This window comes from Streptomyces venezuelae (assembly GCF_008642375.1).
GTDB lineage: Bacteria > Actinomycetota > Actinomycetes > Streptomycetales > Streptomycetaceae > Streptomyces > Streptomyces venezuelae_G.
The window spans coordinates 8,391,413-8,417,864 of sequence record NZ_CP029194.1 but is presented as its reverse complement, the minus strand read 5'-3'; the positions used below and the strand labels follow the sequence as shown (position 1 = coordinate 8,417,864).

The window sequence follows — 26,452 nt, the reverse complement described above, 5'->3', positions numbered from 1 at the left end:
GGGCCAGTCGGTGTCACCACAGGGGGTGGCGTGCGTCGCCGCGCACTGGGCGGTCAGGGCTTCGACGGGGCGGGCAGCTCGGCTCCACACCGGCGCAGGAGGACCGCCGGGCCGTACTGGTTCATGAGCCCGCAGATCTCCTCGGCCAGGGCCTGGTTGCGGTGGTGCGCGTCGTGGATCTCGCGGACCACGACGTGGACGAGCGCGCGTTCCCGCTCCGTGCGCGGCATCGGGAGCGGCTCATCCTTCGACATCGGCCAGGAGCTGCCCGGCCGATCATGCCGACGGCCTTGGTGTGCGAGGGGCGGCTGTGGGCGCGACCGAGGCTGGGGGTACCTTGCGTCTGAATCCAGCCGCAGGTTACCGGCCGCAGGATGCGGTCCGGAGTTGCGCGAGCGAGATGGGGATGCAGTATGACCTGGAGTTCCCGGCGTAGAGCGGTCACCGCCGTGACGGCGGTGTTCCTGCTGGGCATGGGAGGTTGCATCGCCGGGATCGTCGAGCGGCCCGAAAAGATCGAACGCACGCGGATAGCCGGTACGTGGACGGGCGACGACGGCGCCCGGGTGGAGTTGCACACGAACGGCCGGTTCGAGATGTCCGGCATTCCCCGCAGTGCCATCGTCTTCGCCTTCAGCGATCCCCCACCCGGCGACGGAAAGCTGTCCGGAAGCGGAACCTGGGAGCCCAGGTACCCCGGCGACAAGGTGGACGAGATCCTCCTGTACGTCGAGGCCGGCGGGTCGTTCGCGGATACGCAGATCGCGAATCTGGGAGTGGCGGAGAACGGGCAGAAGCCAGTGCTCTACTTCTCCACCAACGCCGACGAGTGGTACGGGTTCGAGATCCGCAAAACCCACACGTGATCGGCCTGACGGACGAGCGGAAGAGCGGAAGAGGGGACGACGGCGGCCCGTGCCGGTGCAGGAGCTCGTCAGGCGGACCGTGCCGCGTACGACGGCGCCCTGGGAAAGCGTCCGCTCGTACCGAAGGTTCTCCTTCGCCTCCGGATCGGCCTCTTGGCAACCGGACCGCTCTGCCCCGATCGCACCGTCCCGGTGGAGGTCGAGGCCGGACCGTTCGAAGAGCCTGCGGGCAGGTCGGCGAAGGCTCGTCGCGCGGTCGGACGTCATCGGACTCCAGTACCCACCGGCCCCGGCCCCGGACCCACACACCGGTTCGGCCGTTGAGGAGCACCGCTCCCCCTGGCCCAATTGCATGGCTGCGGGCCGATCCGCCGGAGACAACCGGCGCGCAGCGTCGCCCCGGGCCTCAGCGCGGGACACCTCGAGGCCCGTCGCAGTGGCAACCGGGGCGAGTCCGGTCCTGCCGGAACCGTCAGTGGTCCGGGGTACCCCGGACGGAGGCCGTCTCGCCGACGTCGACGCCGTGCGCGGTCACGACGCGGGCGCTGCCCTCGGCCAGCTGGTAGCCCAGACCGACGACGGCGGTCTCGCCGGCCGCGACCTGGTCGGCGAGGATCCGGGAGCGGTCGAGCACCAGGTCCGCGGTGTGGCGGATGTGCTCGTCGATGATGTCGCTGTCGGCGGTCAGGCCGGCGGCGCGAGCGGCCAGGACGCTCGGCATGACGCGCTCCACCACGTCGCGGACGAAACCGCCGACGGGGAAGCCGTCATCGACCGCCGCACGAGCGGCCGCGACGGCACCGCACGAGTCGTGCCCGAGGACAACGACGAGGCGGGCCCCAAGAACAGTGGTGGCGTACTCGACGCTGCCCAGCACCTCGGGCCCGACGACGTGACCGGCGGTCCGGACGACGAACAGGTCCCCGAGGCCCTGGTCGAAGATGATCTCGGCGGCGAGGCGTGAGTCGGAGCAGCCAAGGATGACGGCGAACGGGTCCTGTCCGGGAGCGAGCTCGGTGCGGCGGGCGGCGTCCTGGTTCGGGTGCGCGGGCCTGCCCTCGACGAAGCGCCTGTTTCCGGCGAGGAGGGCGTCGAAAGCGACTGTGGGAGAGGTTCTGGGCATGGCATCACCCTACGATCCGACCTGCGCCTGCGCGGCTCCGACCCTTCCTCTTCGATAAGCCGCTTCAGGTTCCGCTGTCCTCCCCCGGTGCCGCCGGGCCGCTCCCTGGCCTCCGGATCCCGAGACATCCGTTCCCGCCGAGGATCTGGAGCATCGCCGCCATGCAGCACCGCCTCGCTCTTGGTGTCGGGCCAGGCTCAGTCGCAGTCGCGACGGCGGCGGGCGTGCGGGGCTCGGCGCCGAGTTCGGCGTGGACGCGGCCGAGCGGGATTCGGCGGTCGATTCGATGACACCCTGCCGGCCGACCCGACCCCGTCGCCCTGGTCCACGGCCATCTGTGACGGGCGGAGGACGACCGGGCAGCGGTCCGCTCGCGAAGGGACGGGCCCGTGTCAGACTGGCGGCCTCAGCAGGGGGTGGTGTGCCTGTGTGCTGTGTGAGGGGGGACCACGTTGGGTCTGGTGATCGAGAGCCGGCCGTCGGAGCTGCCGCACATCGAGCGGGTGTGGCGCAGCCGCAGCGAGGACGTCGGCCGGATGATGTCGGTCGCGACATCGCACTGGGAGCTGGTGTTCTGGGAGCACCGCGGTGAGATACAGGCGGCCGTGCTCGGTCCGGAGCCGAGGGCGAGCCGGGCGCCGGTCCCCGCGGACGCCGACTTCTTCGGGATCAGTTTCGCGCTGGGCACGTCGATGCCGCACATCCCGGTCAGCACGCTGGTGGGCGGCAGCGCGGCGATCCCCGACCTGACGCGGCGCTCGCTGTGGCTGAAGGGGTCCGCCTGGCACGTCCCCGACTACGACAACGCCGAGGCGTTCGTACGGCGGATGGTGCGCGAGGGCATCGTGGACCTGGACCCGGTCGTACCCTCCGTGCTCGAAGGCGCCGCCCCCGACGTATCCGACCGCACCCTGCAACGGCGCTTCGTCGCGGCGACCGGCCAGACCCAGGGCGCCGTCCGGCAGATCCACCGCGCCCGCCAGGCAGCGGTACTGATCCAGGAGGGGGTGGCCGCCCAGGAGGTCGTCCATCTGCTGGGGTACTTCGACCAGCCTCACCTGGCGCGTTCCTTGAAGCGGTACGTCGGACGGACGGCCACGCAGCTGTCCGTGCCGGACACGGCGGAGCCGCTGTCGCTTCTGTACAAGACTTCACCCGTGGCGCCCTCTTAGTGTTCCTGACGTAGCCCAACCGGGCCGGTTCGCCGCCCGGAATCGTGATGGAGGAATCATGCGCAAGGTCGTCTCGGGTCTGTTCGTCTCGCTCGACGGTGTCGTCCAGTCGCCCGACCAGTGGCAGTTCGCGTTCGACGAGGAGATGGGCGCGGCGCTGGCCGGCACGCTGGAGACTGCCGACACGATCCTGCTGGGCCGCGTGACGTTCACCGAGTGGGCCGGGTACTGGCCGACGGTGACCAGCGGTGAGGACGCCGGCTTCGCCCAGTGGATCAACGAGTCGCCGAAGTACGTCGTCTCCTCGACTCTGAACGGCGTCGACGACTGGTCCAACAGCACGCTGGTCAAGGGCGATCTGGCCGCCGCGGTCAAGGAGCTCAAGGCGGGCGAGGGCAAGGACATCACCGTCGCGGGCAGCCCGACGCTGGTGCGCTCGCTCCTCGATCAGGACCTGCTGGACGAGCTGGTCCTGCTGATCCACCCGGTCGTCGCCGGCGAAGGCCGCAAGAAGCTGTTCGCCGACGACGCCGCACTGAAGAAGCTGGAGCTGATCAGCGCCCAGCCCACCAGCAGCGGCGTGATCATCGCGACCTACCGCCCGGCACGCTGAGGCCGGTACCGACCGCACTCCGGAACGGCCTGGCAGCAACCCGAACGCCTCACCGCTCGGCTCCCCGCCCAGCACACCCACCCGCCCAGCCTCCGGCTGCTTCACGTGCACTGCTCGGCCGGATGCACGGAATCAGGCGGAGGCTGCTCACAGCTGGTGAATCCCCCGGTGAGGAACCAACTACGAGCCGCCGTTCGACGTAATGAACCCAACGCCGAGCTCAGCGGAACGCGGCCGCGTTCTGCTGAGCCCACTGCGCGAACGTGCGCGCCGGGCGTCCGGTCACCTTCTCGACCACGCCGTTCGGGGTGTTGTACTCGGCCGGCGGGTCGGCGAACACCTCCAGCTGAAAGTCGATCATGTGCTCCGGCACGCCCTGCGCCCGCATCGCTACCCGCGCCTGGTCCGGTGTCAGCTCCACGAACTCCACCTTCCGGTCGACCGCAGAGCCCAGCGCGGCGATCTTCTCCCGCAGCGAGATCCGCTCCGGGCCGGTCAGCAGGTACTCCGCACCGGCGTGCCCGTCCTCCAGCAGAACCGTTGCGGCCACCGCGCCGATGTCCCCCTCGTGCACCATCGCGGTGCGAGAGTCCCCGTACGGCCGCTCGACCCGTCCAAGGCGTACCTCGTCCGCCCACTCGAGGGCGTTGGCCATGATCTCGGTCGGCGCCACCGTGGTCCATGCCAGACCCGACGCACGCACGGCCGGCTCCAGAGTCGACTCCGACCAGCCGGCCAGCATGGTCACCCGGCGTACCCCCGCCGACTCGATCACGGCCACCAGCTCCCCGCCGTTCTCCAGTGGGGCGTAGTCGTCTCCCCCGAAGTTGATCAGGTGCAAGGCGGTCACGCCGTGCAGCGCCGACGCCAGCGAGGACACGTCGGTCAGGTCTCCGCCGACGACCTCGACCCCCGGACCGAACGTCGCCGCCCCGGGCCGCCGGGTCAGCGCCCGCACCGGCGCACCGGCATCCCTCAGCGCCGCGACGACCTGCCGCCCGACCGTGCCGGTCGCACCCGCCACCAAAAACGTCATGCCAGTCTCCCCACGCCGTTCGTCGCCGGTCTGCCCGGCCACACGCACATGCTGTCCCCCCTTGCGGACAGGTAGCGTCCGCATGAGCCACCCGTTGCGGATCCCTCCCCGCATCTCAGCGGGCCTGACCTGGCCACAGTTGAGGGGCACGGCGGCGAGTGTGTCGAACAGCGTCAGCGACGACCAGGAGAGGTTGAGCCGGCTCGGCGCCCAGTCGTACGGGTGGAGACCGTGGCTGAGGAAGTCGATGACGTGAGTGGAAGCGCCGACGAAGAGCAGGACTGCTGCGATGACGCAGGCCGATATGACCGTCCAGCGCGGGGTGTGGTGCATCCATCCGATCACGCTGTGGATCGTCTCATCTGCGGGCGATGCGGTGGCGGAGGCCGCGCGAGCGGAGCCATCGGTGCAGGTGCCCGTAGTCGTGTCCCTTGTCAGCGTGGAGCTTGGCGAGCCGTCGCCGACGCGGTGGGAATTCTGTTGGCACATCCGCTCCTGCAGCGCCGTCCAGCTGGGCACACCCTCCCCTCACCCGCGTCCTGGGCTACCGCCTCCGGCTCGGGGGGACCGAACGACGGTCTGTCGGCGCGTTCGGAATGGCCTGCGCAGCCGAGGTGGCCCGTCGGGCATGAGCGACACACTCCCTCCGCTGCCATCAGGCTTCGATGCGAAGCCACGTGTCGCCAGCGCGAAGCCACAGCACACCGTCACGCCCCTGACCGCAGCGCATGACCACCCGTCCGGGCACGCGAATCCTGCGCCGCTCGGTCACATTCCAGTCATCACCGTCAAACTCGGCTCGCACCACTTCGGTTGACCGCTGGTTGTGAACGCGCTTGGTCAGGACTGCCCGACGCCCGCGCACGGCGAACCCGTCCGGGTCACGCACCGGGCTGGGCCAGCTGGTCACCTCACCGTTCGACGGGTGGATCCGCGTCAGGAACGTGCCTCCCCGCCGACTGCCGGAATACCAGATCAACCAGACCCGGTCCCCCTCCGTGGCAGCGGTGCATCCCTCCAACGGCACGTCAGGAAGGCGACTTCCCGGGGCCCAGATCGCCTCGCCTTCGACACTCCAGCCGGCCAGACCGGCTGCGGACTCCGGATGCCCTCCGTAGATGCCTTCGTCTCCGTGAGCCGTCCAGATCGATCCCCCGCGATCGGTCACCAGAGCCGGGATGTCGTCGCCGATGCAGAAGGCGGCCTCTTGTTGACCACTTTCCAGAGAGACCACCACAGCGTTCGGGCCCCACTCTCCCGAATCCTCCTTGCCCGCTCGACCCCTTGCCAGGAGAAGTCGGGAGTCCGGGAGCAGAGCGATGTGGCTCGGCCTGACCTGGACATCCTTGATCGGTCGACGTTGAAGCGACCCGTCAGCGTGGCGCATCACGAGCACACCGTCGAAAGGGACCTGCGGGCGCCATCGCAGCCAGCCCTTCACATAGCGGCTTCGACGTAGCCACTGCCGATGGACGAACAGAACAGCGAGCTCCCCCGCAGAGCCAACCGTCCACCACAGAGGGCGTCGCCCCGTCCAGAGTTCCGATACGGACGGCTTCCAGATCCTCTGCACGTCGATCGTCGACACCACGCCCCCCTGCTTTCGACAGCAGCACTCGAACGTAGGTGCTGTTGGGAGAAGCAGTGTATTGATGCCAGAACCAGGCACCGTCCCCTGTGTCGTTCGTCGGCAAGGTGCCGGTCAGTGGACGCGCGTGTCTTCACCGTTGATCACTATGGCCTGGCCGTCGCGGAGGGTCCGGTGGGCGGTGCCCTGTGCCCGGTAGTGGTCGGCGACAGTTGTGAGGATCTCGTTCTCGGGGTGTCCGGGTGAGTCGATGTGTGGCACCACGACGTAGTCGAGGAGAGCCAGGCCGTCGAAACGCGCCGGGGCTTCGTAGGCGAGGGCGACGGCGTTCGGGTCGTCGCACCGGTCCAGTCCGTGCAGGTCGGGGGCGAGGACGCAGACGCCGGCGCTGTAGCCGGCATAGACGACGGCGTCCCGTCGGAGCAGTTCGGACAGGGCGCGGTCTGCGCCGCTGCGGGCGAGCGCGTGTCGCAGGACGAACACGTTGCCTCCGCGGACCCAGACCGCCGGGAAGCGTTCGAGAGCGGCGGCGACCCCCTCCGGCGCCCCGTCGAAGTAGTCGCGCAGGTCGAGTTCGACCGGCCGCAGGCCGAGCGCGGCGAGCGCGGCGATCTCGCGCTCGACCGCGGCTCGCCGTTCGGCGGTGGGCAGGGCGTCGACGGCGTTGGCGATCACGGCCACCTGATGCGTGCCGGGGCCGTCCAGCAGGGCCAGGAGCTGCTCGGGGTGGTCACCGGTCCGCCAGGAGGAGAGGTACATGCGCATTCGTGCACGGTAGTCGCCGCCAGGTGATGATCGGTCGGTCGGCCGAGCACTCGCTGACCGCGGAGCGGGTCGCGGCCTCGTCGACGAGGTTCTTGCCGGCGGCGAATGCGGAGACGGCTCTCGCCACCTGGCTCGGTGTGGCCGGGCGGGAGGTCCGTCTCGATCGCCTCAGGGTCATGGACGTTCGGACGCCGCACCCGAGCACCACCTCTTCGCTGCTCACGCGACAGTGGGTACCGCCCCGACGTCGGGCGGCCCTGGCACAGACCCCGTGAAGGGCGTCCGCGAGCACATGGTCCTCCCGGTCCTCGACGCACGAGCCGCTGAATCGGCGCGGCCCCCGTCACACCGGCCTCCCTTCCCCGGTTCCCCCGCCCGGTTGCGGGGTGGCCAGCAGTGCGACGACGAGTTCCGTGGTGCGGCGCTGCCAGTCGGCGGCACCGCGGAGCATCGCGTGCCCTCCGCGTCGCATGGCGATCCCCTCGGCATGGGCTCCGACCGCGGCCGCGCGGCGGACGAACTCCCAGGTCTCCCGCGCGGACGTGACCCGGTCGGCCTCGTCGTGCAACAGGTGGATCCATCGCCCGACGAGGTGCTCGACGGGCTCCTCCGGGGGGCACCAGGGCGCCAGGCCGACCACGCCCCGGACCGCCGGGTGCCCCGCTGCTCGCAGCGCCGCCCGGGCGCCCATCGAATGCCCGACGAGGGCGACCGGGATGTCCCCCGCGGTCCGCAGCACCACCGCGAGGGCGGCCTCGGCGTCCCGGGCCGGGTCGGCACGCACCCCGTTCCAGCCCCGGCGGCGGTACCGGACCATCGCGACGAGCACGTCCCGCTCGGCGAGCGCCCGCCTGAGGTCCGCCGCGAACGGGCGCATGCGCAGCGCGGGCAGGTTGACCAGAGGCGGAGGCTCCGGGCCTTCGGAGCGTCCGCCGTGCAGGAAGAGTACGGCCGCGGTGGGGACGGCAGGGGCGACGAGTACGTCCAGGATGCCCCTCTCACCACAGCGGACGCCCCGGGCGGCCGAGGTCACCGGGGGCCCGTCCGGCTCGGCACGCGGCGCGGCGGGCGAGGGAAGAAGCCGCTCGTCCGGGCCGCGTAGGCCGACCAACCGGGGCGGTCGGCCATGTGGGCGTCCAGCAGCCGCTTGCCGCTCCCCCAGATGAGGAGTCCGCTCATCACCAAGGGCGATACGAGGGCGAGCGCCGCGCTGGGCCAACTCGCGCACGCGGTCAGGTAGAGGCCCCACCACACCAGGAAGTCGCCGAAGTAGTTGGGGTGCCGGGTCCAGTTCCAGAGCCCCTGGTCCATGATGCGTCCGCGGTGGGCGGGATCGGCCTTGAAGCGGGCCAGCTGGTGGTCCCCCACGGCCTCGAAGGTCACGCCCACGGCCCACAGCACCAGGCCCGCGACCAGGAGAACGTCCACTCCTTCGGGGAGGTACGCGGCAGCCTGGACGGGGAGCGAGACGAGCCAGACCAGGGCGCCTTGGAGGAGGTAGACCTTGCGCAGCGCGTAGAGGGCCGGGCTGCCCGGGGCGCGGGCGAGCATCCGAGCGTAGCGGGGGTCCTCGCCGTGGCCGCGTCCTCTGCGGGCGATGTGGACCGCGAGCCGCAGGCCCCAGAGGCAGGTCGCGAGGGTGACGGCGAGGCGCCGGGTGTCGTCCCCGTACCCGGCGGAGAGCGCCCAGGTGACGAGCGCGACGGCGGTGAAGGCGAGGCCCCAGGCGACGTCGACGATCCGGTGGACGCCCTTCACGAGGGCCACGGCGAAGGTGACCAGCATGACCGCGAGAGCCGCGGCGGCCGAAGCTGCCAGGTTGACGGCGAAGGCGGATCCGTTCACGGCAAAGCCTCCCCGTCCTGGCCGGTGGCGACCAGCCGAAGCTGCCGGACGTCGAGGTAGTGCGAACGGAACCCGGCCTCCGAGTAGGCGAGGTACAGCTCCCACATGCGGCGGAAGGTCCGGTCAAAGCCGAGTGCGTCGACCGCGTCCGGATCGTTGACGAAGCGTTCGCGCCAGAGGCGCAGCGTTTCGGCGTAGTGGTCGCCGAATCCGGTGTCGTCGGTGATGTGCAGGCCGGCGGCGGCACTCTCGCGGGCGATGGCGTCCGGTGAGGGGATGAGGCCGCCGGGGAAGACGTACTTGCTGATCCAGGTGTGCGTCCGGGCGGTGGCGAGCATCCGGTCGTGCGGCATCGTGATGGCCTGGAGGGCCACGCTGCCGCCGGGGGCGAGGAGCCGGCTCAGGGCGGTGAAGTACGCGGGCCAGAACTCGGCGCCGACCGCCTCGATCATCTCGACGCTGACGACGGCGTCGTACCGGCCCTCGACCTCACGGTAGTCGCGCAGTTCGACGGTCACCTGCCCGGCCACCCCCGCGTCGGCGATCCGGCGCAGCGCGAGGTCGCGCTGCTCCTCGGAGAGGGTGACGGTCAGGACGTCGGCGCCGCGCGTCGCGGCCCGGATCGCGAGTTCGCCCCAGCCGGTGCCGATCTCCAGGAGCCGGGTGCCGGGGCCGACGCCCGCGAGGTCGAGCATCCGGTCGATCTTGCGGTGCTGCGCCGCCGTCAGTGCGTCAGGTGTCGCGGGGAGGGTGCCGAACACGGCCGAGGAGTACGTCAGGCTCGGGTCCAGGAAGAGTGCGAACAGCTCGTTCGACAGGTCGTAGTGCCGGTGGATGTTGTCGCGCGCGCCTTCGATGGTGCTGCGGTCCCGGAGCGGTCGGCGGTGTGCCCAGAGCCCGCGGAGGCGGCGCAGCGGGGCCGGTACGAGGTCGTCGACGTGGGCGGCGAGCACGGTGAGCAGGCCGACGAGGTCGTCGCTGTCCCATTCGCCGGCCATGTAGGACTCGCCGAAGCCGATGAGGCCGTCGACGCCGATCCGCCGGTGAAAGGCCGCCAGGTCGTGCAACGTCAGGGTGGGCACGCCCTGCTGCGGGGTGCCGGGCCGGGGGACGCGCCCGTGCCCGTCACCGTGGCGTACCCGCAACGGCAGCCGGGCCAGGGCGCGTTCGACGAGATGTCGGGCGATGGCGGTGCGCAGGGCGGAGGCTCGTGGAAGGAGCGCGACGTCGGGCCAGCGTTTCGGATCGACGGACGGGCGACGCCCGGTCGCGCCGGCGGGTGCGTCCGGCGAGGTGGAAAGAGTCACAGCATGCCTTGTCGGGTCGGCGGGGCAGGGCGCGGACGGACGGGAAGTCCCTTGAGGTACAGGCGGATTCCGTGCCAGCGGATGCCGACACTCACGGCCGCGGTGGACCAGGGGTGGCGGAGCGCCGCGGTCAGCAGGCCGCGTGCGTCGGCGGGGTGGCAGCGGCCCCGGACGGTCGCGGTGAGCGGTCGGCTCCCGTCCCCGAGCCGCAGTTGGACGGTGAGGTCGAGGTGCTCCCCGGGGAGCGGCAGCCGCATGCGGTAGGAGCCTTCGACGTCGAAGAACGGTGAGACGTAGAAGTCCTTGGCGACGTCGGCGCGTCCGTCGGCGTCGGGCCGCAGCAGGTAGCAGTGCCGCCCGCCGTACGTGTTGTGCACCTCGGCCACGACGCAGACGGGGCGGCCGGCCTTGTCGTGACACCAGTACAGCGTGAGCGGGTTGAACACATGGCCGAGGACGCGGGCGTGGGCCAGCATCAGGACCCGGCCATCGGCGTCCCGTACGCCGTGGGACGCCAGGTAGGCGTCGAGACCGGCACGGATGGTAGGGGCCCGGCCGCCGAAGTGGTCGTGGGCGTCGAAGCGGGCGAGGGGGCGGAGGAGGAGGGGCAGGGAAGGCAGGGCGTCGAGGTCCACGAGCCAGAGGTAGGTGCGCCGGCGCAGCGAGTGGCGTACCGGCTGGACACGCGTATGTGCGACCTCGCAGGTGTACAGCGCGGGTATCGGTGGGGCGGTGCCGGCGGACGTCACCAGTTCACCCCCAGGGCCCGGGCGGCCGCGACGCCGGAGCGGCAGCCGTCCTCGTGGAAGCCCCAGCCGTGGTAGGCACCGGCGAAGGCGGTGACGGACGTGACGAGGCCGGGGAGCTCGCGCTGGGAGGCGACCGAGCGGGGGGTGTAGACGGGATGCTCGTACACCATCCGTGCGAGCACCGTGCTCTCGTCGACGCGCCCGTCGGGGTTGAGGGTCACCAGGTGCGGCTCGGGCACCGCGAGGCGCTGGAGCCGGTTCATGTCGTAGCTCACCTGGACGGCCCCGGGCCGTGCCGTGCAGGACGGGAGCCAGTAGTTCCACGAGGCCCGCGCTCGGGGTGAGCGCGGCAGGACGGTGTCGTCCCGGTGCAGCACGGCGGGGTTACGGGAGTAGGTGAACGCTCCGAGGACGCGCCGCTCGTCGGGCGTGGCATCGGCGAGCATCCGCAGGGCCTGGTCGGGGTGGACGGCCACGACGACAGCCGCGTGCACCTCGGAGTGGCCGTCCTCGGTGGTCACGCGCGCGTGGTCGGGGCCGCGCTCGATCGCCCGTACAGGCGTGGAGGTACGGACGGAGGCGAGGCGCTTGGCCACCTTGTCGACATAGACCGACGACCCCCCGGTCACGGTCTTCCACTGGGGCGAGCCGGTGACGGAGAGAAGCCCGTGGTGGTCGAGGAAGCGGAAGAGGTAGGCCGCCGGGTAGAGCAGGGCGGTGTCCGGGGCGCAGGACCAGACGGCGGACACGAGCGGGACGGCGAAGTGGCCGACGAAGTACGAGGAGAATCCGCCACGTCGCAGGAACGCCCCGAGAGTCTGGGTGTCGTCGCCGGAGGCGAGCAGCCGTCGCGCCGCCCGATGGAACCGGGGGACGTCGGCGAGCATCCGCAGATGGCGGGGGCGGCGCAGGTTCCCGCCGCTCAGCAGCCCGCGGGGGCCACGAGCGCCCGCGTATTCGAGGCCGCAGCCGTCGCATCGGACGGACATGCTCATCTCTGAGTCCTGGGTGGCCACGCCCAGCTCACGGAAAAGCCTCAGAAGGTACGGGTAGGTGCGGTCGTTGTGGACGATGAATCCGGTGTCCACGCGCACTGTGCCACCCGCTCCGGTCGGGAGTTCGTGGGTGTGCGCGTGGCCCCCGAGCCGGGAGTCGGCCTCGTACAGGACCACGTCGTAGGCCCGCGAGAGCACGTACCCGGCGGTCAGGCCCGCCACCCCCGACCCGACCACCGCGACGCTGCGCCGGTTCATCCCTGCCCCCTCATGTCCGTCGATTGCCCGCGCACCGGTTGCGCGGGCCGCCTGCTCTGTCGATTCGGTGCCGTCGCCCCTGCGGATGGGTACGGATCCGCAGGCCCGGCCAGATGCCCCTGAGCGTGGGCGCTTCGGCCTGCCGCGGGGGCCGGTCGTCCGACGTACGACCGGCCGAGTCCGGAGCAAGGTCGCCGCGCATCCGCCGGAGCCCGCGCCGGGCATGGCTGTTCGCCGTGCCGAGAGGCATCCCGGTACGCCGAGCGATCGTGGTCCGGGGTCAGATCGCCGAAGTACGCGAGGGCGAGGACGTCGCGCTGCACGCGAGGCAGCCGGGCGAGCGCGCCGCTGATCACGGCAGGGTCGAGCACGTACTCAGTGCCGCGCGCGGACACCACGTAGAACAGCAACGCGGCTCCAGCCGCAGCGACGAGTTCGGTGCGGCGCGTCCGAGCGGAAGGGGCATCGGCGATCTTGCGGCGCGCGATCCCGATCGGCCATGCGGGAACGGGCCCCGGCTCGGGGCGGCAGCCCTGAAGGCCCCAGCACGCGGCGAGAGAGACCTGATGAGTGACGTCCTCCGCCTCGCGTGCCTCCCGCATCGCCCGAGTTGCCGGCGTGTGCACGGGCCCGGCCCAGCGCTGGTGAGCGAGCGCGAGGGGGTCCTGGTCGCCCTGGACGAGTCCCGTGCCGACCTCGTCGGCCGTCGGCCGGCGCGGAGCCGAAAGCGCGCACGAGATGTGGTCCTCGTTCCCCGAACCATCAGGTCTCGGTACCGAACGACTGCCCGCGTGCAGGACGCCACCGTCGCAGGTGTACGGGCCGAGGCGCCGTGCGCCGAACGCTGCGATCATGACGACTCCTCTTGACCCGTACTGCGGGCGGGAAGGCGAGGGATTCTGCTTCCGCGAGGGGCGGGCCACGGACCGGGCGAGTACGCCCCGGCCTGCTCAGGATCCGGCGAGATGGAGTCTCGGCTCAAGACGAATCGTTTGTGCATCGATTGACCGGGATGCGGAGCCTCCGGCCGCGGTGTGGTGGGAAAGCACCCGGCTACCTTCCGCGGCGTCCGCGGCGGGCCCACGAATGGTCATGGGGATGGGCGGGCGCACGCGCCGGACACCGTGCGTCGCGCCGCCCCGACGGATGCGACGCGGCGGTCCGGCGGGAGCCGCGCGGCCTCGCGCACACCCGCATCCGCACGTCGCTCTTCGGGTGAAGCAATGGGTGACGCTCACGGGCATCGTGAGTACCGACCGAGGAGGTTTCAGTGATCACGGTGGAGCGGACCATCCTCCTCCCCCTCCCACTCGAGAAGGCGTTCTCCTACCTGGAGGACTTCGAGCGAACCGAGGAATGGGATCCCGGCACGGTGCGCTGTGTCCGCGTCGACAGGGGTGCCGTACGACCGGGTGCCACCTGGCACAACACCTCACGGTTCCGAGGGCGCACCACTGAACTCTCCTACAGGCTTGAGGTCAGGGAGCCCGCACGCCTGGTGTTCGTAGGAGCGAACTCGTCCGTGGTCGCGAAGGACGAGATGCTCTTCGGGGCACCCTCAGCAGAAGCGACCTTGCTGACCTACCGGGCGTCATTCCGGTTCAAGGGCCTGGCCAGGCTGGCGGAACGCTTCCTGAGAGCCGAGTTCGAACGGCTCGCGGACGACGTGACCGAGCGCCTGCCGTCCGCGCTGGCGCAGCACGCGCGCTGACGTGAGGTCGGTAGGAGCGCCGACAGACCTTGACAGCAAGCGACCCCGGCTCGTGCCCGAACCGGAGCATCCACCGCCGGCGTCTCTTCCGCCTCGCCTGGAACCACGCCAAAGCCGGAGGCACGCTGCCGACACAGGTGGGTCTGGTCGTCGTGGACGGTGAAGACCTGGGCAGATGGGCCGCCGCCCCGCCGCCCCTCCGCCCAGCAGGCCGGTTTCCCCAAGCTGACCGCGACCCGGCAGTGGATGCTCACTCGCATGATGAGCATCACGGCGGCGCCGGCCAAGCGCACACGGGCCGAGGCGAGTGCCGGGTCCCTTCGGTCAGCGGGCGTCCTCCTGCCCGTCTCGGTGGAGTCGACGAGGCTCACCGAGGTGTGACCGGCATGGGGATCTAGTCCGCGGTGCAGCCCCAATAGGCGATCTCGGCTGGTTCGCCATCCCGGTACAGCACTGCGCACCGGCCGATTCCGCGGCCGATCGGGTCGAGCAGTCCCGTCGCGGAAGTGGCGTGGTCCTCGAACCAGTCCACCCACAGCGAATAGGTGACGGCCTCGGCCTCCCGGTCCGCCTCCAGCCGCTGACGGTAGCCGTCCCACAGCACGTCGGTCGGCAGGGGACCCTCCGCACCCTCGTTCGCGAACCGGATCTCGCACGTGACCCAGTACTCGTCGAGGAGGTCCAGCAGCCCGAAAGCCAACCGCACCTGGTCGGCTGCATGCAGGTCTTCGGCGAACGCATCACCGGCCCAGGAGTGCGCCACCTGGTTGGCGGTGAGCAACGCGTCCGGCTTCTCGTCGCTCACCCACCCGTCGCGCACCTGGCTGACGCCCTGATCAGCCAGCCAACGCCGCGCTGCCTCCTCGGCTTGCATCTCCACTCGGGAAGTATGGCAAGCCTCGCAAGATCCGAACGAAACGGCCTAGAGACCGTGGTCCCTTCCGGGGTGACTGTCTGGCGCTGCCGACTGTGGGACTGGACCGAGATCGATCCCGGGGGCTTCGGGGACGCCCGCGCCTCAAATCCCGGCGGTTGTACGCAGACCGGGGCTGCTGGCCGCGGCCGCCGGCCTGTCCGCGTTGTTCGCCGCCGTGCCGCTGGCCTTCACCGTGGTCAAGCTCGCCGGGGCCGCCTACCTGGCCTACCTGGCCTGGGACATGCTCAAGCCCGGTGGACGCTCGCCCTTCGCTCCGGCCCAGGACCTGCCTCCCGTCTCCGACACCCGCCTGTTCTCGATGGGGCTCCTGACCAACCTGCTGAACCCAAAGATCGCTCTCATGTACGCCGCTCTTCTGCCCAGTTCATGGACCCGCAGGCGGGTCCGGCCTGGGCGCAACTGCTGCAGCTCGGTGGCGTGCAGATCATCGTGGGCCTCTCCGTGAACGCTCTGATCATGCTGGGCGCAGCGCGGGTGTCGGGGCTTCTGGCTGCCCGGCCCCGCGTGATGACCGCTCAGCGGTTCGCGGCAGGCGGCTTGCTCGGTGTCTTCGCGCTGCGCACTGCCCTGTCCCGTACGCCTGCCTCTGCCTGAGCCATGCAGGTGCGGGAACTCGCCGACCAGGTGGACCGCGTGCCGGATGCCGATCTCCCGGCCTGCCTCGGCGTTTCGCGCCGCGCGCCGAGGCCGTCGTGGGGCCGCGTGTGACGGGCACCCGCAGCAGGCGTTCCGCCTGGGCGTCAGCACCTGGGGCGTACGTTTCCTGACGGGCGCCCCGCTCGGGACGTGGGGTGAGCGGCTGTTGCGCCGGTTCGTCGCGCTCGTGGCCGACCTCGGCGGGACTGCTCGACCACCTCCCCGATCCGCGCGCGACCCTCGTCGAATGGGCCCGCGTCAGCGCCCCGGACGCCGTCCTGCTGCTGGCCGGCGGTCAGCGCGACGGCGACACCAAGCCCAGCTCGTAGGCGGTGATGACCAGCTGGACGCGGTCACGGGCCGTCAGCTTCGTGAACAGCCGCCCCACATGGGCCTTGGCCGTGGCCGGGCTGATGGAGAGCCGGTCGGCGATCTCGTGGTTGGACAGGCCGCGTCCGATGAGGGTGAGCACCTCGCGTTCCCGCTCGGTGATGCCTTCGATCGCTCCGTGCGGAGGTGTGGCTGCGGGTTCGGGGCGGGCGGCGAACTCCTCGATGAGGCGGCGGGTCACGCTCGGTGCGATCAGGGCATCGCCGGCGGCGACCACGCGGATCGCGGTGAGGATGTCGTCCAGGTCCATGTCCTTGACGAGGAATCCGCTCGCTCCCGAGCGCAGCGCGCCGTAGACGTACTCGTCGTCGTCGAAGGTGGTGAGGACGAGGACCCGTGCCGGGCTCGGGCCTGCCGTGATCAGTCCGGTCGCCTCGATGCCGTTCATGCCGGGCATGCGGATGTCCATCACCATCACATCGGGCCGGAGCTCCTGGGCCAGTCGGACCGCCTGGTCGCCGGTTTCCGCCTCTCCCACGATCTCGAGGCCGTCGCTGTCGTTGATGAGTACGCGCAGCCCGGCACGCACCAGCGGCTGGTCGTCGACCAGCACGACACGGACGGGGGGCGTGGTCATCGCGCCTCCACGGGCACCGGTAGCCGCACGGCCACGCGGAAGCCGCCTTCGGGGCGGGGTCCGGCGGTGAACCGGCCGTGCAGCAGAGCGGCCCGCTCGCGCATTCCGGTGATGCCGTAGCCGGTGCCGGCAGAGCTGGGCCCGTGGCCGTGGCCGTGGTCGGTGATCTCGATGGACAGTTCGTCCTCCTGATAGTCGATGACCACCCGGCACTCGTGCGTGCCCGCGTGGCGGACCACGTTGGTGATCGCTTCCTGGATGACGCGGAAGGCGGACAGTTCGACGTCCGCGGGCAGTGGGCGCCGTTCGCCCCGCCACTTCACGTCGGCCCGTACGCCGCCGTCCCTCGAGGTCGCGACCAGCCGGTCGACGTCTGCCAGGCCCGGCGCGGGGGCCAACGGTGCTTCTTCCGGATCGGTCTTGCGGAGGGCTCCCAGCATGCGCCGCAGCCCGGCCAGGGTGTCTCTGCTGGTGGTCTCGATGGAGGCCAGCGCGTTGCGGGCCTCGGCCGGCTGGGTGTCGATGACCCGGCGGCCCGTGCCGGCCTGGATGGCGATGATGCCGATGCTGTGGGCGACCATGTCGTGCAGCTCGCGGGCGATCCGCAGCCGCTCGGCGGTGACCGCCTGGACCGCGGCCTGGGCACGTACCGTCGCGGCGTGCTCGCGCCGCTCCTGGACGAGGTAGCCGGTCATCCAGGCCAGGGCGAGCACCAGGACGAGGAACGCGACGGCCGAGACAAAGGCGTCCTGCCCACTCCGGTGGAAGGAGGCCGCGGCGATCTGCACGGTGAGGGCACAGCCCGCGGCGACGAGCGCGGTCCGGCGCCTTCGGGTGGCGGCGATCCAGCCGACGGCGCCGTCGGTCACCAGCGCCTGCAGACAGCCGATCTGCCATGCCTGTGTCGGCGCCATGAAGGGGAAGGACGCGGCCAGTTTCGAGGCGGCCAGCACGGTCGCGGCGAACGAACCGGCGAGCATCAGCGCCAGCGTCGGCAGCGGTCGGCGCCGCAGCAGGGGCAGGGCCAGAACCGGGAGTACGGCCGGCAGGAGGAGCCGCATGCCGGTGGGTTCGGGTTCCGCCAGCACCGCGACGTACAGGAGGATCGGGTAGGCGACGGCCCCGCACCAGGCCAGGGCCTGGGCCGTGGCCGGTCGCATGCGCCACGAGCGGGCGGCGCGGGGTGTGAGGCTCATGTCGCGATCATAGGTACGGGCCGGTGCAGGGGCATCGGCCCGCGGGCGTACGCCCGCGGGCTACAAGCGGCCCCCGAGAGTCTGACCTGCGGGCCGATGCCGCGCGGGCACGGCCCGCGGCACCGTGGTCGGGTGATCGAAGTCAACGAACTGACGAAGCGTTACGGTGCCACCACCGCCGTCGACGGCCTGACCTTCACCGTCCGACCCGGCCACGTCACCGGGTTCCTCGGCCCGAACGGCGCCGGCAAATCCACGACACTGCGGACGATTCTCGGCCTCAACGCCCCCACCAGCGGCACCGTCACCGTCGACGGGCGGCCGTTCCGTGGACGGCCGCGCGGGCTGCGGCACGTCGGGGCACTGCTCGACGCCCATGACGTGCACGGCGGACGCAGCGCCCGGGCGCATCTGTCGGCTATCGCCCACAGCAACGGGCTGCCACGGAGCAGGGTGGCGGAGGTCCTGGAGGAGGTGGGGCTGTCCGCTGCCGCCCAGCGCCGCATCGGAGGATTCTCCCTGGGAATGAAACAGCGGCTCGGCATCGCCGCCGCGCTGCTCGGGGACCCACCCGTCCTGCTGTTCGACGAGCCGCTCAACGGGCTGGACCCGGAGGGCGTGCTCTGGGTGCGCGGCCTGTTCCGGAGGCTGGCCGCCGAGGGCCGCACGGTACTGGTCTCCAGCCATCTGATGCGCGAGATGGAGCACACGGCAGAGCAGCTGATCGTGATCGGCCGGGGCGAGCTGATCGCCGCGGAGAGCCTGGCCGAATTCGCCGCCCGCGGCACCCGGCGGAGCGTCAGCGTCCGCACGCCCGACATCGCCGGGCTGACCTCCGTCCTCGCCGCGGAAGGGGCGGCCGTCCGCCAGGAGGCCGACGGCTCGTGCACGGTGACCGGCCTGGACGCGGACCGTATCGGTGAACTCGCCTTCCACCACCGCGTCCTGCTGCACGAACTCGCCCCTCGATCCGCCTCCCTGGAAGAGGCCTTCATGGGACTCACCGCCGCCGGCGTCGAATACAGCGCAGGAGAAGCACGATGACCGCGCAGACGGTGTCCGAACCGAAGGTGTACGCGACCGCTGTCGACTCCCCCGCCCGGTTCCGCAATCTGCTCACCGCCGAGTGGATCAAGCTGTGGTCGCTCCGTTCCACCTACTGGGTCCTGGGGGTCGGCGCGGTGGCGGTCACCGCGATCAACGTGAACTCCGCCCGGACCAATGCCGAGCGGCTGGCGCATCAGCCCGAGCTGCCGCCCGCCCCGCCGCCCGGATTCCCCGCCAAGCCGGAGATGCTCTTCGATCCCCTGGCGGCCGCCTTCGTCGACCCGGCCTGGCAGCTCCTCATGGTCATCGCGGGCAGCGTCGGTGCCCTCGCGGTCTTCGGCGAGTACACGACAGGGCTGATCCGCACCACCTTCGCCGCCGTCCCCGCACGTCATGCGGTGATGACGGCCAAGGCGATCGTCATGGCGGCGGTCATGCTCGCCCTCGGAACGTCCGTCGCGGGCACGTCGTTCGGCGTGACCCAGGCGATCCTGCAGGACCACCACGGCATGTCCTTCGGCGACCCCGGGGCCCTGCGGGCCGTCGCCGCGTCGGCACTGCTCGCCCCGCTGTGTGCCCTCGCCGGCATGGCTCTCGGCGCCCTCATCCGGCACGCTGCGGGCACCGTCGTGGCGGTCGTCGGCGTACTCCTGATGTTGCCGATGCTCTTCATGGGCGAGACCTACCGGTGGGTCAAGGAGATCGGCAACGCGATGCCGCTCACTGCATGGCAGGCCTTGGTCCAGAACCCCGCGCGGGACTACACCGTGGACAAGTACCCGGTTTCGGTGGCCGAGGGGTGGACGGTGTTCGGGGCATGGTCGCTCGTCGCGGCGTTCATCACCGTGGCTGTCGCGCACCGCCGCGATGTGTGAGCCATGGAGGCGAATAGAGCGCGCGTCGCGGAGGGCATGCCGACGACGCTCGGAACTGCTCCGTCACCACGTCAAGCTGTCACGGGTGTCAGCGGAGACGACGTGGCCCGGTCGGGAGGAGACCTCCGCCGGGGTCGCCGTGGGGAACCGGCCTGTGGCGAAGGAGGGGGAGCCCCGACAATCCGCCACTCGCCGGCGGCGCCCCCCAGGGGGCGGGTCGGAGGTCACACCCAGGTGTAGGTCGCGTCGGTGACGGCTTCGAGGGCTGCGTCGGTGACAGCGGCGCGAGGGTCGGCGAGGGCGGCGAGTGCGGGGCCGATGGGCGGGAAGATCGGCAGTTCGGCGGTCTTGCGGTAGTCGATCCACTCGATGACGCCGGTCTCGTGGCTTCCATCGGGCAGCTCGTCCAGTTCCTGCTCGGCGAGCGTGGCGCGAACGTCGGGGCTGATGTGGAAGCGGTAGATCAGGTGGAGCTTGCGCGGAGGCGGAGTGGGGCCGGGGCGGGTGACGCGCTGATCTACAACCCAGAGCAGGTCCCCGCCTTCGGCGAGGGCAGTGTCGAGGAGGAGTTCCTCGGCAAGTTCACGGCCGAGAGCGACCTTGAGGTCCTCGCCGTGCTCGACGTTGCCGCCGGGCGGTGTGTAGTGGGTGGAGTCGGCGCGGTCGCGGCGGATCAGGGCGACTTCATCGCCACAGAACACCAGGGCCCCGGTGCGGATCTTGATCCGGGAGAACGACGGAGGTGGCGGAGTGCTTGTCATGGCCACCAGTATCTCGGAGGGCCCCAGGGCCTGGCGGGCTTCCCACGACTTTTCCCCCCGCCTCCCGGGGATCAGCGGCCGTGCCCCGGCGGTCAGGAGGCCGCGGGCCTCCGCCTGCCGGTAGGCAAGCTGATCACGCCAGGCCAGTGGGGTGACGCACCTCAGTTGATCCCGGTCCTCGAGCGCGTTCGCGTACCACGGCCGGGTGGCGGTCACCCGCGCACCCGGCCCGATCACCTCAGCGGCGATAAGGCGTACTCATCCCGTCGTAACCGACGGTACCTGCGCAGGCGCCAGATCAAGCACACCATCCCCGAAGCGAGAAACCAGCGAGCCAACAGGCAGCACCGCGGCAGCCGGGGGTCGGCCCACCGGCTTCGACAAGACGCTCTGCAAACGCAGGAACGAAGTCGAGCGAACGATCAACGCCCTCAAGGGCTTCCGCGCCGTAGCCACCCGAATTGATCAGAGGGCATACATCTCCCACGGCACCGTGACCGTCGCAGCCATTTGCCTCTGGCTGCGCTCATGACCCGCCGCACGGCCCTTAGGCGCGTGCGGTCAGCTCAGCCGGGCATCGGCGTACACGGTCATGGCATCGCGCTGGTAGGCGGCGAGTCCTTCGGCGGACCAGGAAGGCGCCGAAGATGCCGCCCAGCACGATCGCGACAATCGCCCCAGCCTGGGGCCATCGCGTGATCTTCTGTCTTCGCACACTGCTGATCAGCGGTGGCCGCACCTGTACGCGCACCAACCACCGCCCGTGCGACCGGGCACGTCGTTTGGCCGTCCTGGATTCTTTGATTGGCCAGGAGGCGACACGAAGGGATCATGGCGAGATGACGGATCACCACTCTTCCGCATCGCCAACTGTGGTGCGGCTCATGAAGTATTCGAAGGCCGACCAGACCGAGATCCTCGGCGACAGCGCCGATCCCTTCGGCGTCGCGGACGCCGGGTTGACCTGGCTACCCAAGAAAGATCATTTCGGCATCAGGCAGGAGGGGCGCCTCGTCGCGCACGCCGGCCTGCTCCGACTCCCCCTGTCGATCGACGGCGTCGACACGCAGGTGGTGGGCGTCGGCGGGGTGGCTGTCGCTCCGGACCTGCGGGGCCACGGACTGGCTCGGTCCGTCGTATCGGCGGCCCTGGACCACGCACGGACGATGGGCCCACAGTGGGGGCTCCTCTTCTGCCGTCCACCCCTCGTCCCGCTCTACCGCCGACTCAACTGGCGACCGCTTGAGCAGGACGTCCACGTCGAACAACCCGGCGGGCCCGTGATCATGCCGCTGCGGACCATGTGGACGCCCCTGCGCGGCGGCGCGCATTGGCCTGCCGGAGAGGTCCGCCTGCTCTCGCTCCCCATGTGATCGACGGTCCCGGTGAGTGCCGGACTCCGGCCCGACGACACTCACCGGGGCCGGTACCGAGCATGGGACCGGCCAACTCAGGAGCTCACCGACCAGCCCAGTCAGCAAGATCACTCACCACGGCTGGAGTGCCGGCGGGGTACCGCTCACGGGACTGCTGAGGGCGGATTCGCCGCCCAAGACCCGCTGCTTCAACCATCCCGCCGGTTCAGCAGAGCGCCCGCCCGGTGCAACGTGCGACGGCTTCCCGGGCGGGCTCTACTGCCATCATCCGTCGACTGGCCCCCCAGCGCACGCCGGGCGGAGTGTCAGCAGCCCTACTGCTTCTCGAGCTTCTTCCGGGCGGTCATTGCGGCGAGCGCGCGGCGGATGACCGGGGGGCGTTCCTGGTGCGGGATCGCCGCCTCGACGATGGTGGCCTTGGGGTGCGGACGGTGCAACAGGTGTCGGGGCGGTCGCCGCAGCGAGGGGCAGGTGACCGTGATCCAGCCGGCTTCCTTCACGGCCCGGATGTTGGGGTCCTTGTACGGGCGGGCGGTGCCTCCGCGGGCATGGGGCAAGGTGCGGGCGGGGTGACGGTGTGCGACTACCCCTTCCGCTCGCCGCAGCGAGGACCTTGCGTCATGCCGCAGCGTGTACGGCCCGGGTGACCTGCAACTGAACACCGGTCCTGGCGGGCGGGAAGTGCGCCGGCACCCAGACCGGTCGGACTCGCCTGCGCGTCACACGTCCTCGGCATCGGCGTTTCGGCCACGCCCGGCATCGACCAGTGCCCCTGTCCCGCTTGGGTCGATGCATTGAGCACGAACGCGCTTTCGCCTACTTCTGGGGTTCGAATGCCGTCCGAATCACATGTGTTCGAGATGCAACCCTGCGTCGTTGAGCCACCCGACACCCCAACTCGCCCCACGGAGAACATGATGCATCCCGCAGCCGTCCAGCCCATGTACGCCTCAGGATTCGAACGGCGACGGCCCTGCGGCCGCACGTACGCCGATTTTCGGTGCCCAGTGATCCCGTCTGCCGCCTCCGGTACAGGTGGTCGACATCAGCCAGTACGTCGACGAAGAAGCTCGCGGAAGCAAGGGTGCGGGCCGCCGGGCCGCCTCGCTGACCGCGCTGCCCCGGACGCTGACCGTCGGATCGCAGGACGGGGTCATGACCGAGGAGATGGAGGAGGCGCGCCGGTTCGTTCACGACGGTGCCGCAGCGCGGGCAACCGCAACCGTACGACAGGTCCCGGTGCGACTCCCCGCATGCCAACTGAGCTCGGCAGCCGCGAGCGCGTTGGTCCGAGCGCCTCCGTCGCGGTGTTCCCGGCGGCCACGCCAACTGCCACCTCTGCACGAAGGAGTTGTTCATCCGTACCGCCCGTCCCTGACGAGTACGTGACCACGGTCGTCGATGGAGGGCCGTGGGCCGAGGTGAAGGGGCGCGCGGCCCTCGCCCATCCAGGCGAGGTTGCCCACGAGCGGTCCCTGCCCCGCATCCTCGCCCCCCCTGCCCGAAGCCACCCGCCACACGATCATTCGGACCGAGTACTTCATCCGGCTCACGCCGGGCCCCGCCCCGGGCGACCGGCGCCAGCTCCCCGCCCGACGCGTCCCCACGGCAGCTTCTCCCCGGCACCATCAGCCCCTTTGATCGGAGAGACATGACGACCACGTCCACCCCTGACGAGCTGCCCGGCACGTCGATGACCGACGAGGCATACGGTGCCCTGCGCGCCTCTGCCGCCCTGTGGGCAGGCACCTCCGTGCTGATCACCGACCGACGAGGCCGGGTCCTGGTCCAGCACGTCGACTACCTCTCCACCTGCCTCCTGCCGGGCGGCGCCGTCGACCCCGGCGAAGCCCCCTCCCGCGCAGCCGCCCGCGAATTGGAGGAGGAGCTCGGCGTCACCGTGACCGTCGACCGGGGCCTCGCCGTCGACTGGGTCTCCCGCGACAGCTCCAGCGCGCCGGCCGCCATGCGATTCCCCGGCGAGATCCTCTACGTCTACGACGGCGGCACCTGGGACGACGAGCAGACCGCTGCCATCCGGCTGCCTGAACGCGAGATCGAGAGCATCGAGTTCGTCGAGCCTGCCCGCCTGCCGGACCTGATGGCTCCCGGCGACGCTCGCCGTGCGTTGTCCGCTCTCCGCGCGCGCATCAACGCCGCCGGCGCGGTCCTCCTGGAGGACGGCCGCCCGATCGCCCCCACCGTCCTCGACCAGGCCGGTGTCCTGCGCACCGCCAGGGCCGAGCACCATCTCCCGTTCCACCCCGGCCCGGTCCCGGACGGCCTCCTCGTATGCCAGTCCTGGGGCTGGATGTTCGCGCCGGACGGCCGCGTCCTCGTCCTCCTCGAGCCCGACACCGGGGCCGCCTGCCTCCCCGGCGGGACACCCGAACCCCACGACCATGGCGACCTCGTGGCCACTCTGCGCCGAGAAGCCCGCGAGGAGGCCGAAGCCGGATTCGTCGAGTCGGTGTTCCTCGGGTACCTCTCCGAGCCCGGCAAACCGTACGCACGCGTCCGGTACGCCGCTGCACTCGGCGGCGTCGGCCCGGCCAGGACCGATCCGGCCACCGGCCACACATACACCCGGATTCTGGCCACACCGGAGCAAGCCCTGGAGCTCTTCGACTGGGGCCCGCCGGCCGCCAACCAGCTCGCGGCCGCCCACCAGGCCCGCGAGCGCCTCGGCATCCCTGCGGCAGTACGCCGGCCCGTCACCGAACTCACCGCCCCCACGACCTGGTAGCCCCCGGCCGTCGCCCGGCCATGGCCGGACCCGGGTCAAGAGAAGGAACCGTATGAGCAGCACCTCCCCCGCCTCCGACCAGCCGTCCCCGACCGTCCAGGCCATGTGCGCCGAAGACACCGGTGGCCCCCGGGCCACCGCCGTCGTACACGAGCCTGACGCGATCGTCCGGACGGGGCACTGCCAGTGCGGCGACATCGCCTATCGGGTCACAGGCGCCCCGGACGACCCCCACCTCTGCTCGTGCGAGCACGAGACACGCATCTCCGGCGGACCCGCCGTTCTGTGGGTCGGCTTCCGCAAGAAGTCCCTGACCTGGACCGGGCCCGGAGGCGAGCCGACCTGGTACGCGACCTGGCCGACCCTGCGCCGAGGCTTCTGCCCGCGCTGCGGAACGCAGCTCGTGTCCGTCGCCGATGACTCGGACATGATCATGGTGACCGGGTTCAGCCTCACCGACCGGCGCGGCATCGAACCCGTCGGCCACTCCTACCGCGGGGACGCCGTGCCCTGGATGAGCATCGCCCTCGCACCGGACCCACCACGCAGCTGACACCCCGGCAGGGGGGCGCTCAGGTTCCGGTGGAGAGGGCTACGTGGCGCCATTCGCCGAGTTCACGTCGTACGAGATCCAGCCTCGCCTCGACGCGCTCGATCGCGTCCGCGCCCAGCTGCAGGCGCAGCGGCGGCTCGGCGACCTGTGTGATGTCGACGATGGCTTTCGCGGCCTTCACAGGATCGCCCGGCTGGTGGCCGTCGTATCCGGCGAGTGCCTCGCGCACTGGCCCCGCGCCGGCGACGTAGTCGGCGATGGAGGCCGGTTCGACCTGCATGCCCGAGCTGCTGAGGAAGTCGGTGCGAAACCCAGCCGGCTCCACCATCGTGACGCGGACGCCGAGCGGGGCCGGCTCGCCGTGAAGCGCCTCGGAGACGCCTTCGAGGGCGAACTTCGACGCGCCGTACAAGCCCGCCGCCGGAGCGGTGACGAAGCCGCCCACGGAGCCGATGTTCAGGACGTGTCCGGAACGCTGGGCGCGCAACGTCGGCAGGGTCGCCCGCAATGTGTTGAGCACGCCGAAGACGTTGACGTCGAACAGCGCCCGGGCGGCCTTGTCAGAGACCTCCTCGATCGCGCCGATGAGACCGTAACCGGCGTTGTTGGCCACGATGTCGATCCGGCCGAACTCTGCCAGGCCGGCCTCCACCGCAGCCATCAGCTGCTCGGGCTCGGTCACGTCCGCGTTCACCGTCAGCAATCCGTCCGGCTCGTGCGGGTACGCCCGGAGCACCGCTGACGCATCCCTCGCCGTGGCGGTCACTCCCACCCGGATACCGCACAGGCGGGCACTCGCGAGGAGTGCCAACCGTCCGAGGGCACGTGACCGTCCGATGACGATCTGGTGGCGTCGGCCGTGTTCCGACGTTGGGGCGTCTACCGGAAGCCTGCGTGATCGGGGCCATGTCGACGTACGCCCTATGGCCCCGGCCATAACGAACCGGCGCCTGCCGTCGCCGATCTCGCCCAGATGCCGCACCACCCTGATCGCCGACCGCGGCCACCGGGACACCGGCCTGGTCATCCCGCACCGCCGTGAGCACGAGCAGAAGCACAACAGTCGATCACGGCCCCGACATGAAGGGCTCTGCAGGACAGGCTTCAGGGCCGTTGCGTTCCCGGAAGGTGAAGCCGCTCAAGCCTTCCCAGGGACACCGGTGGGGGCGGCGCTCCTCCGGCCCCACCCCACGTGCCCCGGTCGGCGCGATCGAGGCAGCATGAGCGTCGGGGAGGTACGCACAGAACGACGTCGTCCTCTACGACCGCGTGGCGGACCCGAACGAGACACGCAACCTCGCCGCCGACCCCGCCCACCGCGACCTCGTCG

General features: G+C 70.9%; 30 protein-coding genes and 2 pseudogenes. 14 read left to right on the top strand and 18 right to left on the bottom strand.

Annotated elements, in window-relative coordinates; all coding sequences use genetic code 11:
* Positions 1 to 53: 53 nt before the first annotated feature.
* On the bottom strand, positions 54 to 230 hold the full coding sequence (locus DEJ46_RS39435; RefSeq protein WP_190623097.1) for a hypothetical protein: 177 nt from the start codon (positions 228 to 230) through the stop codon (positions 54 to 56).
* A gap of 183 nt (positions 231 to 413) precedes the next feature.
* Between DEJ46_RS39435 and DEJ46_RS38225 the strand changes: the two genes are divergently transcribed.
* On the top strand, positions 414 to 866 hold the full coding sequence (locus DEJ46_RS38225; RefSeq protein WP_223835403.1) for a hypothetical protein: 453 nt from the start codon (positions 414 to 416) through the stop codon (positions 864 to 866).
* A 472-nt stretch (positions 867 to 1,338) separates the two neighbouring features.
* Here DEJ46_RS38225 and DEJ46_RS38220 read toward each other — a convergent pair whose 3' ends face one another.
* The gene (locus DEJ46_RS38220) at positions 1,339 to 1,989 is read right to left on the bottom strand and encodes a carbonic anhydrase (RefSeq protein ID WP_150273754.1); all 651 of its coding nucleotides are present in this window, start codon (positions 1,987 to 1,989) and stop codon (positions 1,339 to 1,341) included.
* 461 nt (positions 1,990 to 2,450) lie between these two features.
* Here DEJ46_RS38220 and DEJ46_RS38215 point away from each other — a divergent pair, with 461 nt between their 5' ends.
* Both DEJ46_RS38215 and DEJ46_RS38210 read left to right on the top strand, forming a co-directional pair.
* Positions 2,451 to 3,161: a helix-turn-helix domain-containing protein gene (locus tag DEJ46_RS38215; protein WP_223835402.1), complete on the top strand. Its 711-nt coding sequence runs from the start codon at positions 2,451 to 2,453 to the stop codon at positions 3,159 to 3,161.
* 58 nt (positions 3,162 to 3,219) lie between these two features.
* Positions 3,220 to 3,774, top strand: coding sequence for a dihydrofolate reductase family protein (locus DEJ46_RS38210; RefSeq protein WP_150273750.1), 555 nt, complete (start codon positions 3,220 to 3,222; stop codon positions 3,772 to 3,774).
* Between the two features lie 220 nt (positions 3,775 to 3,994).
* Here DEJ46_RS38210 and DEJ46_RS38205 read toward each other — a convergent pair whose 3' ends face one another.
* The 10 genes and pseudogenes from DEJ46_RS38205 to DEJ46_RS39430 all read right to left on the bottom strand — a co-directional run bounded on the left by DEJ46_RS38205 (position 3,995) and on the right by DEJ46_RS39430 (position 13,171).
* On the bottom strand, positions 3,995 to 4,810 hold the full coding sequence (locus DEJ46_RS38205) for an NAD(P)H-binding protein (RefSeq protein ID WP_150275160.1): 816 nt from the start codon (positions 4,808 to 4,810) through the stop codon (positions 3,995 to 3,997).
* Between the two features lie 361 nt (positions 4,811 to 5,171).
* A pseudogene (locus DEJ46_RS38200) lies at positions 5,172 to 5,279 on the bottom strand (IS5/IS1182 family transposase); the annotation flags it as partial.
* Positions 5,280 to 5,465: 186 nt separating this feature from the next.
* Entirely contained in the window at positions 5,466 to 6,398 is a 933-nt protein-coding gene (locus DEJ46_RS38195) for a hypothetical protein (protein ID WP_223835401.1), read from the bottom strand.
* A gap of 114 nt (positions 6,399 to 6,512) precedes the next feature.
* A complete protein-coding gene (locus DEJ46_RS38190; RefSeq protein WP_150273747.1) occupies positions 6,513 to 7,163 on the bottom strand; it encodes a Type 1 glutamine amidotransferase-like domain-containing protein in 651 nt (216 codons plus the stop codon).
* Between the two features lie 343 nt (positions 7,164 to 7,506).
* A complete protein-coding gene (locus DEJ46_RS38185; protein WP_150273745.1) occupies positions 7,507 to 8,196 on the bottom strand; it encodes an alpha/beta fold hydrolase in 690 nt (229 codons plus the stop codon).
* On the bottom strand, positions 8,193 to 8,948 hold the full coding sequence (locus DEJ46_RS38180; RefSeq protein ID WP_150275159.1) for a DUF1295 domain-containing protein: 756 nt from the start codon (positions 8,946 to 8,948) through the stop codon (positions 8,193 to 8,195). Before DEJ46_RS38180 ends, DEJ46_RS38185 begins: the two co-directional genes overlap by 4 nt.
* A gap of 56 nt (positions 8,949 to 9,004) precedes the next feature.
* Positions 9,005 to 10,315 (bottom strand): SAM-dependent methyltransferase, encoded by a 1,311-nt coding sequence (locus tag DEJ46_RS38175; protein ID WP_150273743.1) that lies wholly within the window; start codon positions 10,313 to 10,315, stop codon positions 9,005 to 9,007.
* Positions 10,312 to 11,064: a DUF1365 domain-containing protein gene (locus DEJ46_RS38170; RefSeq protein WP_223835400.1), complete on the bottom strand. Its 753-nt coding sequence runs from the start codon at positions 11,062 to 11,064 to the stop codon at positions 10,312 to 10,314. Before DEJ46_RS38170 ends, DEJ46_RS38175 begins: the two co-directional genes overlap by 4 nt.
* Positions 11,061 to 12,317 (bottom strand): NAD(P)/FAD-dependent oxidoreductase, encoded by a 1,257-nt coding sequence (locus DEJ46_RS38165; protein ID WP_150273741.1) that lies wholly within the window; start codon positions 12,315 to 12,317, stop codon positions 11,061 to 11,063. The genes DEJ46_RS38170 and DEJ46_RS38165 overlap by 4 nt, the downstream gene beginning before the upstream one ends.
* Positions 12,314 to 13,171, bottom strand: a complete 858-nt coding sequence (locus DEJ46_RS39430; protein ID WP_190623095.1) for an RNA polymerase sigma factor — start codon at positions 13,169 to 13,171, stop codon at positions 12,314 to 12,316. The genes DEJ46_RS38165 and DEJ46_RS39430 overlap by 4 nt, the downstream gene beginning before the upstream one ends.
* A gap of 416 nt (positions 13,172 to 13,587) precedes the next feature.
* On the opposite strand from DEJ46_RS39430, the gene DEJ46_RS38155 reads away from it, so the two are divergent.
* Together DEJ46_RS38155 and DEJ46_RS40650 are read left to right on the top strand one after the other, a co-directional pair.
* Positions 13,588 to 14,028 carry an SRPBCC family protein gene (locus DEJ46_RS38155; protein ID WP_150273740.1) on the top strand — a complete coding sequence of 147 codons (441 nt, stop codon included), beginning with the start codon at positions 13,588 to 13,590 and terminating at the stop codon, positions 14,026 to 14,028.
* Positions 14,029 to 14,286: 258 nt separating this feature from the next.
* Entirely contained in the window at positions 14,287 to 14,409 is a 123-nt protein-coding gene (locus tag DEJ46_RS40650) for a hypothetical protein (RefSeq protein WP_263411773.1), read from the top strand.
* Positions 14,410 to 14,422: 13 nt separating this feature from the next.
* On the opposite strand, the gene DEJ46_RS38145 is transcribed toward DEJ46_RS40650, so the two are convergent.
* The gene (locus DEJ46_RS38145) at positions 14,423 to 14,902 is read right to left on the bottom strand and encodes a hypothetical protein (protein ID WP_223835549.1); all 480 of its coding nucleotides are present in this window, start codon (positions 14,900 to 14,902) and stop codon (positions 14,423 to 14,425) included.
* Positions 14,903 to 15,119: 217 nt separating this feature from the next.
* On the opposite strand from DEJ46_RS38145, the gene DEJ46_RS38140 reads away from it, so the two are divergent.
* The 3 genes from DEJ46_RS38140 (at position 15,120) to DEJ46_RS40355 (ending at position 15,930) form a co-directional block, all read left to right on the top strand.
* Positions 15,120 to 15,410 carry a LysE family transporter gene (locus tag DEJ46_RS38140; RefSeq protein ID WP_317852224.1) on the top strand — a complete coding sequence of 97 codons (291 nt, stop codon included), beginning with the start codon at positions 15,120 to 15,122 and terminating at the stop codon, positions 15,408 to 15,410.
* Positions 15,332 to 15,559, top strand: a complete 228-nt coding sequence (locus DEJ46_RS40360; RefSeq protein WP_223835399.1) for a hypothetical protein — start codon at positions 15,332 to 15,334, stop codon at positions 15,557 to 15,559. The genes DEJ46_RS38140 and DEJ46_RS40360 overlap by 79 nt, the downstream gene beginning before the upstream one ends.
* Positions 15,560 to 15,756: 197 nt before the next feature.
* Positions 15,757 to 15,930 carry a hypothetical protein gene (locus DEJ46_RS40355; protein WP_223835398.1) on the top strand — a complete coding sequence of 58 codons (174 nt, stop codon included), beginning with the start codon at positions 15,757 to 15,759 and terminating at the stop codon, positions 15,928 to 15,930.
* Here DEJ46_RS40355 and DEJ46_RS38130 read toward each other — a convergent pair.
* Together DEJ46_RS38130 and DEJ46_RS38125 are read right to left on the bottom strand one after the other, a co-directional pair.
* Positions 15,897 to 16,568, bottom strand: coding sequence for a response regulator (locus DEJ46_RS38130; protein ID WP_150273736.1), 672 nt, complete (start codon positions 16,566 to 16,568; stop codon positions 15,897 to 15,899). The genes DEJ46_RS40355 and DEJ46_RS38130 overlap by 34 nt on opposite strands.
* The gene (locus DEJ46_RS38125) at positions 16,565 to 17,764 is read right to left on the bottom strand and encodes a sensor histidine kinase (RefSeq protein ID WP_190623093.1); all 1,200 of its coding nucleotides are present in this window, start codon (positions 17,762 to 17,764) and stop codon (positions 16,565 to 16,567) included. Before DEJ46_RS38125 ends, DEJ46_RS38130 begins: the two co-directional genes overlap by 4 nt.
* A 132-nt stretch (positions 17,765 to 17,896) precedes the next feature.
* On the opposite strand from DEJ46_RS38125, the gene DEJ46_RS38120 reads away from it, so the two are divergent.
* Positions 17,897 to 18,808 carry an ABC transporter ATP-binding protein gene (locus tag DEJ46_RS38120; RefSeq protein ID WP_223835397.1) on the top strand — a complete coding sequence of 304 codons (912 nt, stop codon included), beginning with the start codon at positions 17,897 to 17,899 and terminating at the stop codon, positions 18,806 to 18,808.
* Positions 18,805 to 19,686 (top strand): ABC transporter permease subunit, encoded by an 882-nt coding sequence (locus DEJ46_RS38115; protein WP_150273732.1) that lies wholly within the window; start codon positions 18,805 to 18,807, stop codon positions 19,684 to 19,686. Before DEJ46_RS38120 ends, DEJ46_RS38115 begins: the two co-directional genes overlap by 4 nt.
* 224 nt (positions 19,687 to 19,910) lie before the next feature.
* Here DEJ46_RS38115 and DEJ46_RS38110 read toward each other — a convergent pair whose 3' ends face one another.
* Positions 19,911 to 20,447: an NUDIX domain-containing protein gene (locus DEJ46_RS38110; RefSeq protein WP_150273731.1), complete on the bottom strand. Its 537-nt coding sequence runs from the start codon at positions 20,445 to 20,447 to the stop codon at positions 19,911 to 19,913.
* 129 nt (positions 20,448 to 20,576) lie between these two features.
* On the opposite strand from DEJ46_RS38110, the pseudogene DEJ46_RS38105 reads away from it, so the two are divergent.
* Positions 20,577 to 20,979 (top strand): annotated as a pseudogene (locus DEJ46_RS38105) (transposase); the annotation flags it as partial.
* A 307-nt stretch (positions 20,980 to 21,286) separates the two neighbouring features.
* On the top strand, positions 21,287 to 21,820 hold the full coding sequence (locus DEJ46_RS38100; protein ID WP_150275153.1) for a GNAT family N-acetyltransferase: 534 nt from the start codon (positions 21,287 to 21,289) through the stop codon (positions 21,818 to 21,820).
* A gap of 317 nt (positions 21,821 to 22,137) precedes the next feature.
* On the opposite strand, the gene DEJ46_RS38095 is transcribed toward DEJ46_RS38100, so the two are convergent.
* The gene (locus DEJ46_RS38095) at positions 22,138 to 22,380 is read right to left on the bottom strand and encodes a hypothetical protein (RefSeq protein ID WP_150273729.1); all 243 of its coding nucleotides are present in this window, start codon (positions 22,378 to 22,380) and stop codon (positions 22,138 to 22,140) included.
* Between the two features lie 1,094 nt (positions 22,381 to 23,474).
* Between DEJ46_RS38095 and DEJ46_RS38090 the strand changes: the two genes are divergently transcribed.
* Positions 23,475 to 24,569 (top strand): NUDIX domain-containing protein, encoded by a 1,095-nt coding sequence (locus DEJ46_RS38090; protein WP_150273727.1) that lies wholly within the window; start codon positions 23,475 to 23,477, stop codon positions 24,567 to 24,569.
* A gap of 52 nt (positions 24,570 to 24,621) precedes the next feature.
* Positions 24,622 to 25,122, top strand: coding sequence for a GFA family protein (locus DEJ46_RS38085; RefSeq protein ID WP_223835396.1), 501 nt, complete (start codon positions 24,622 to 24,624; stop codon positions 25,120 to 25,122).
* Positions 25,123 to 25,141: 19 nt separating this feature from the next.
* Here the strand turns inward: DEJ46_RS38085 and DEJ46_RS38080 are convergent, their stop codons facing one another.
* Positions 25,142 to 25,960 carry an SDR family NAD(P)-dependent oxidoreductase gene (locus DEJ46_RS38080; protein WP_263411790.1) on the bottom strand — a complete coding sequence of 273 codons (819 nt, stop codon included), beginning with the start codon at positions 25,958 to 25,960 and terminating at the stop codon, positions 25,142 to 25,144.
* Between the last annotated feature and the right edge of the window lie 492 nt (positions 25,961 to 26,452).

What these genes read in the sequence shown, in the direction of transcription:
- DEJ46_RS39435 (WP_190623097.1), bottom strand. Translation starts at nt 230, where the DNA reads ATGCCGCGCACGGAGCGGGAACGCGCGCTCGTCCACGTCGTGGTCCGC.
- DEJ46_RS38225 (WP_223835403.1), top strand. Translation starts at nt 414, where the DNA reads ATGACCTGGAGTTCCCGGCGTAGAGCGGTCACCGCCGTGACGGCGGTG.
- DEJ46_RS38220 (WP_150273754.1), bottom strand. Translation starts at nt 1,989, where the DNA reads ATGCCCAGAACCTCTCCCACAGTCGCTTTCGACGCCCTCCTCGCCGGA.
- DEJ46_RS38210 (WP_150273750.1), top strand. Translation starts at nt 3,220, where the DNA reads ATGCGCAAGGTCGTCTCGGGTCTGTTCGTCTCGCTCGACGGTGTCGTC.
- DEJ46_RS38205 (WP_150275160.1), bottom strand. Translation starts at nt 4,810, where the DNA reads ATGACGTTTTTGGTGGCGGGTGCGACCGGCACGGTCGGGCGGCAGGTC.
- DEJ46_RS38190 (WP_150273747.1), bottom strand. Translation starts at nt 7,163, where the DNA reads ATGCGCATGTACCTCTCCTCCTGGCGGACCGGTGACCACCCCGAGCAG.
- DEJ46_RS38180 (WP_150275159.1), bottom strand. Translation starts at nt 8,948, where the DNA reads ATGCTGGTCACCTTCGCCGTGGCCCTCGTGAAGGGCGTCCACCGGATC.
- DEJ46_RS38165 (WP_150273741.1), bottom strand. Translation starts at nt 12,317, where the DNA reads ATGAACCGGCGCAGCGTCGCGGTGGTCGGGTCGGGGGTGGCGGGCCTG.
- DEJ46_RS39430 (WP_190623095.1), bottom strand. Translation starts at nt 13,171, where the DNA reads ATGATCGCAGCGTTCGGCGCACGGCGCCTCGGCCCGTACACCTGCGAC.
- DEJ46_RS40650 (WP_263411773.1), top strand. Translation starts at nt 14,287, where the DNA reads ATGATGAGCATCACGGCGGCGCCGGCCAAGCGCACACGGGCCGAGGCG.
- DEJ46_RS38145 (WP_223835549.1), bottom strand. Translation starts at nt 14,902, where the DNA reads ATGCAAGCCGAGGAGGCAGCGCGGCGTTGGCTGGCTGATCAGGGCGTC.
- DEJ46_RS40360 (WP_223835399.1), top strand. Translation starts at nt 15,332, where the DNA reads ATGGACCCGCAGGCGGGTCCGGCCTGGGCGCAACTGCTGCAGCTCGGT.
- DEJ46_RS38130 (WP_150273736.1), bottom strand. Translation starts at nt 16,568, where the DNA reads ATGACCACGCCCCCCGTCCGTGTCGTGCTGGTCGACGACCAGCCGCTG.
- DEJ46_RS38125 (WP_190623093.1), bottom strand. Translation starts at nt 17,764, where the DNA reads ATGAGCCTCACACCCCGCGCCGCCCGCTCGTGGCGCATGCGACCGGCC.
- DEJ46_RS38115 (WP_150273732.1), top strand. Translation starts at nt 18,805, where the DNA reads ATGACCGCGCAGACGGTGTCCGAACCGAAGGTGTACGCGACCGCTGTC.
- DEJ46_RS38110 (WP_150273731.1), bottom strand. Translation starts at nt 20,447, where the DNA reads ATGACAAGCACTCCGCCACCTCCGTCGTTCTCCCGGATCAAGATCCGC.
- DEJ46_RS38100 (WP_150275153.1), top strand. Translation starts at nt 21,287, where the DNA reads ATGACGGATCACCACTCTTCCGCATCGCCAACTGTGGTGCGGCTCATG.
- DEJ46_RS38090 (WP_150273727.1), top strand. Translation starts at nt 23,475, where the DNA reads ATGACGACCACGTCCACCCCTGACGAGCTGCCCGGCACGTCGATGACC.
- DEJ46_RS38085 (WP_223835396.1), top strand. Translation starts at nt 24,622, where the DNA reads ATGAGCAGCACCTCCCCCGCCTCCGACCAGCCGTCCCCGACCGTCCAG.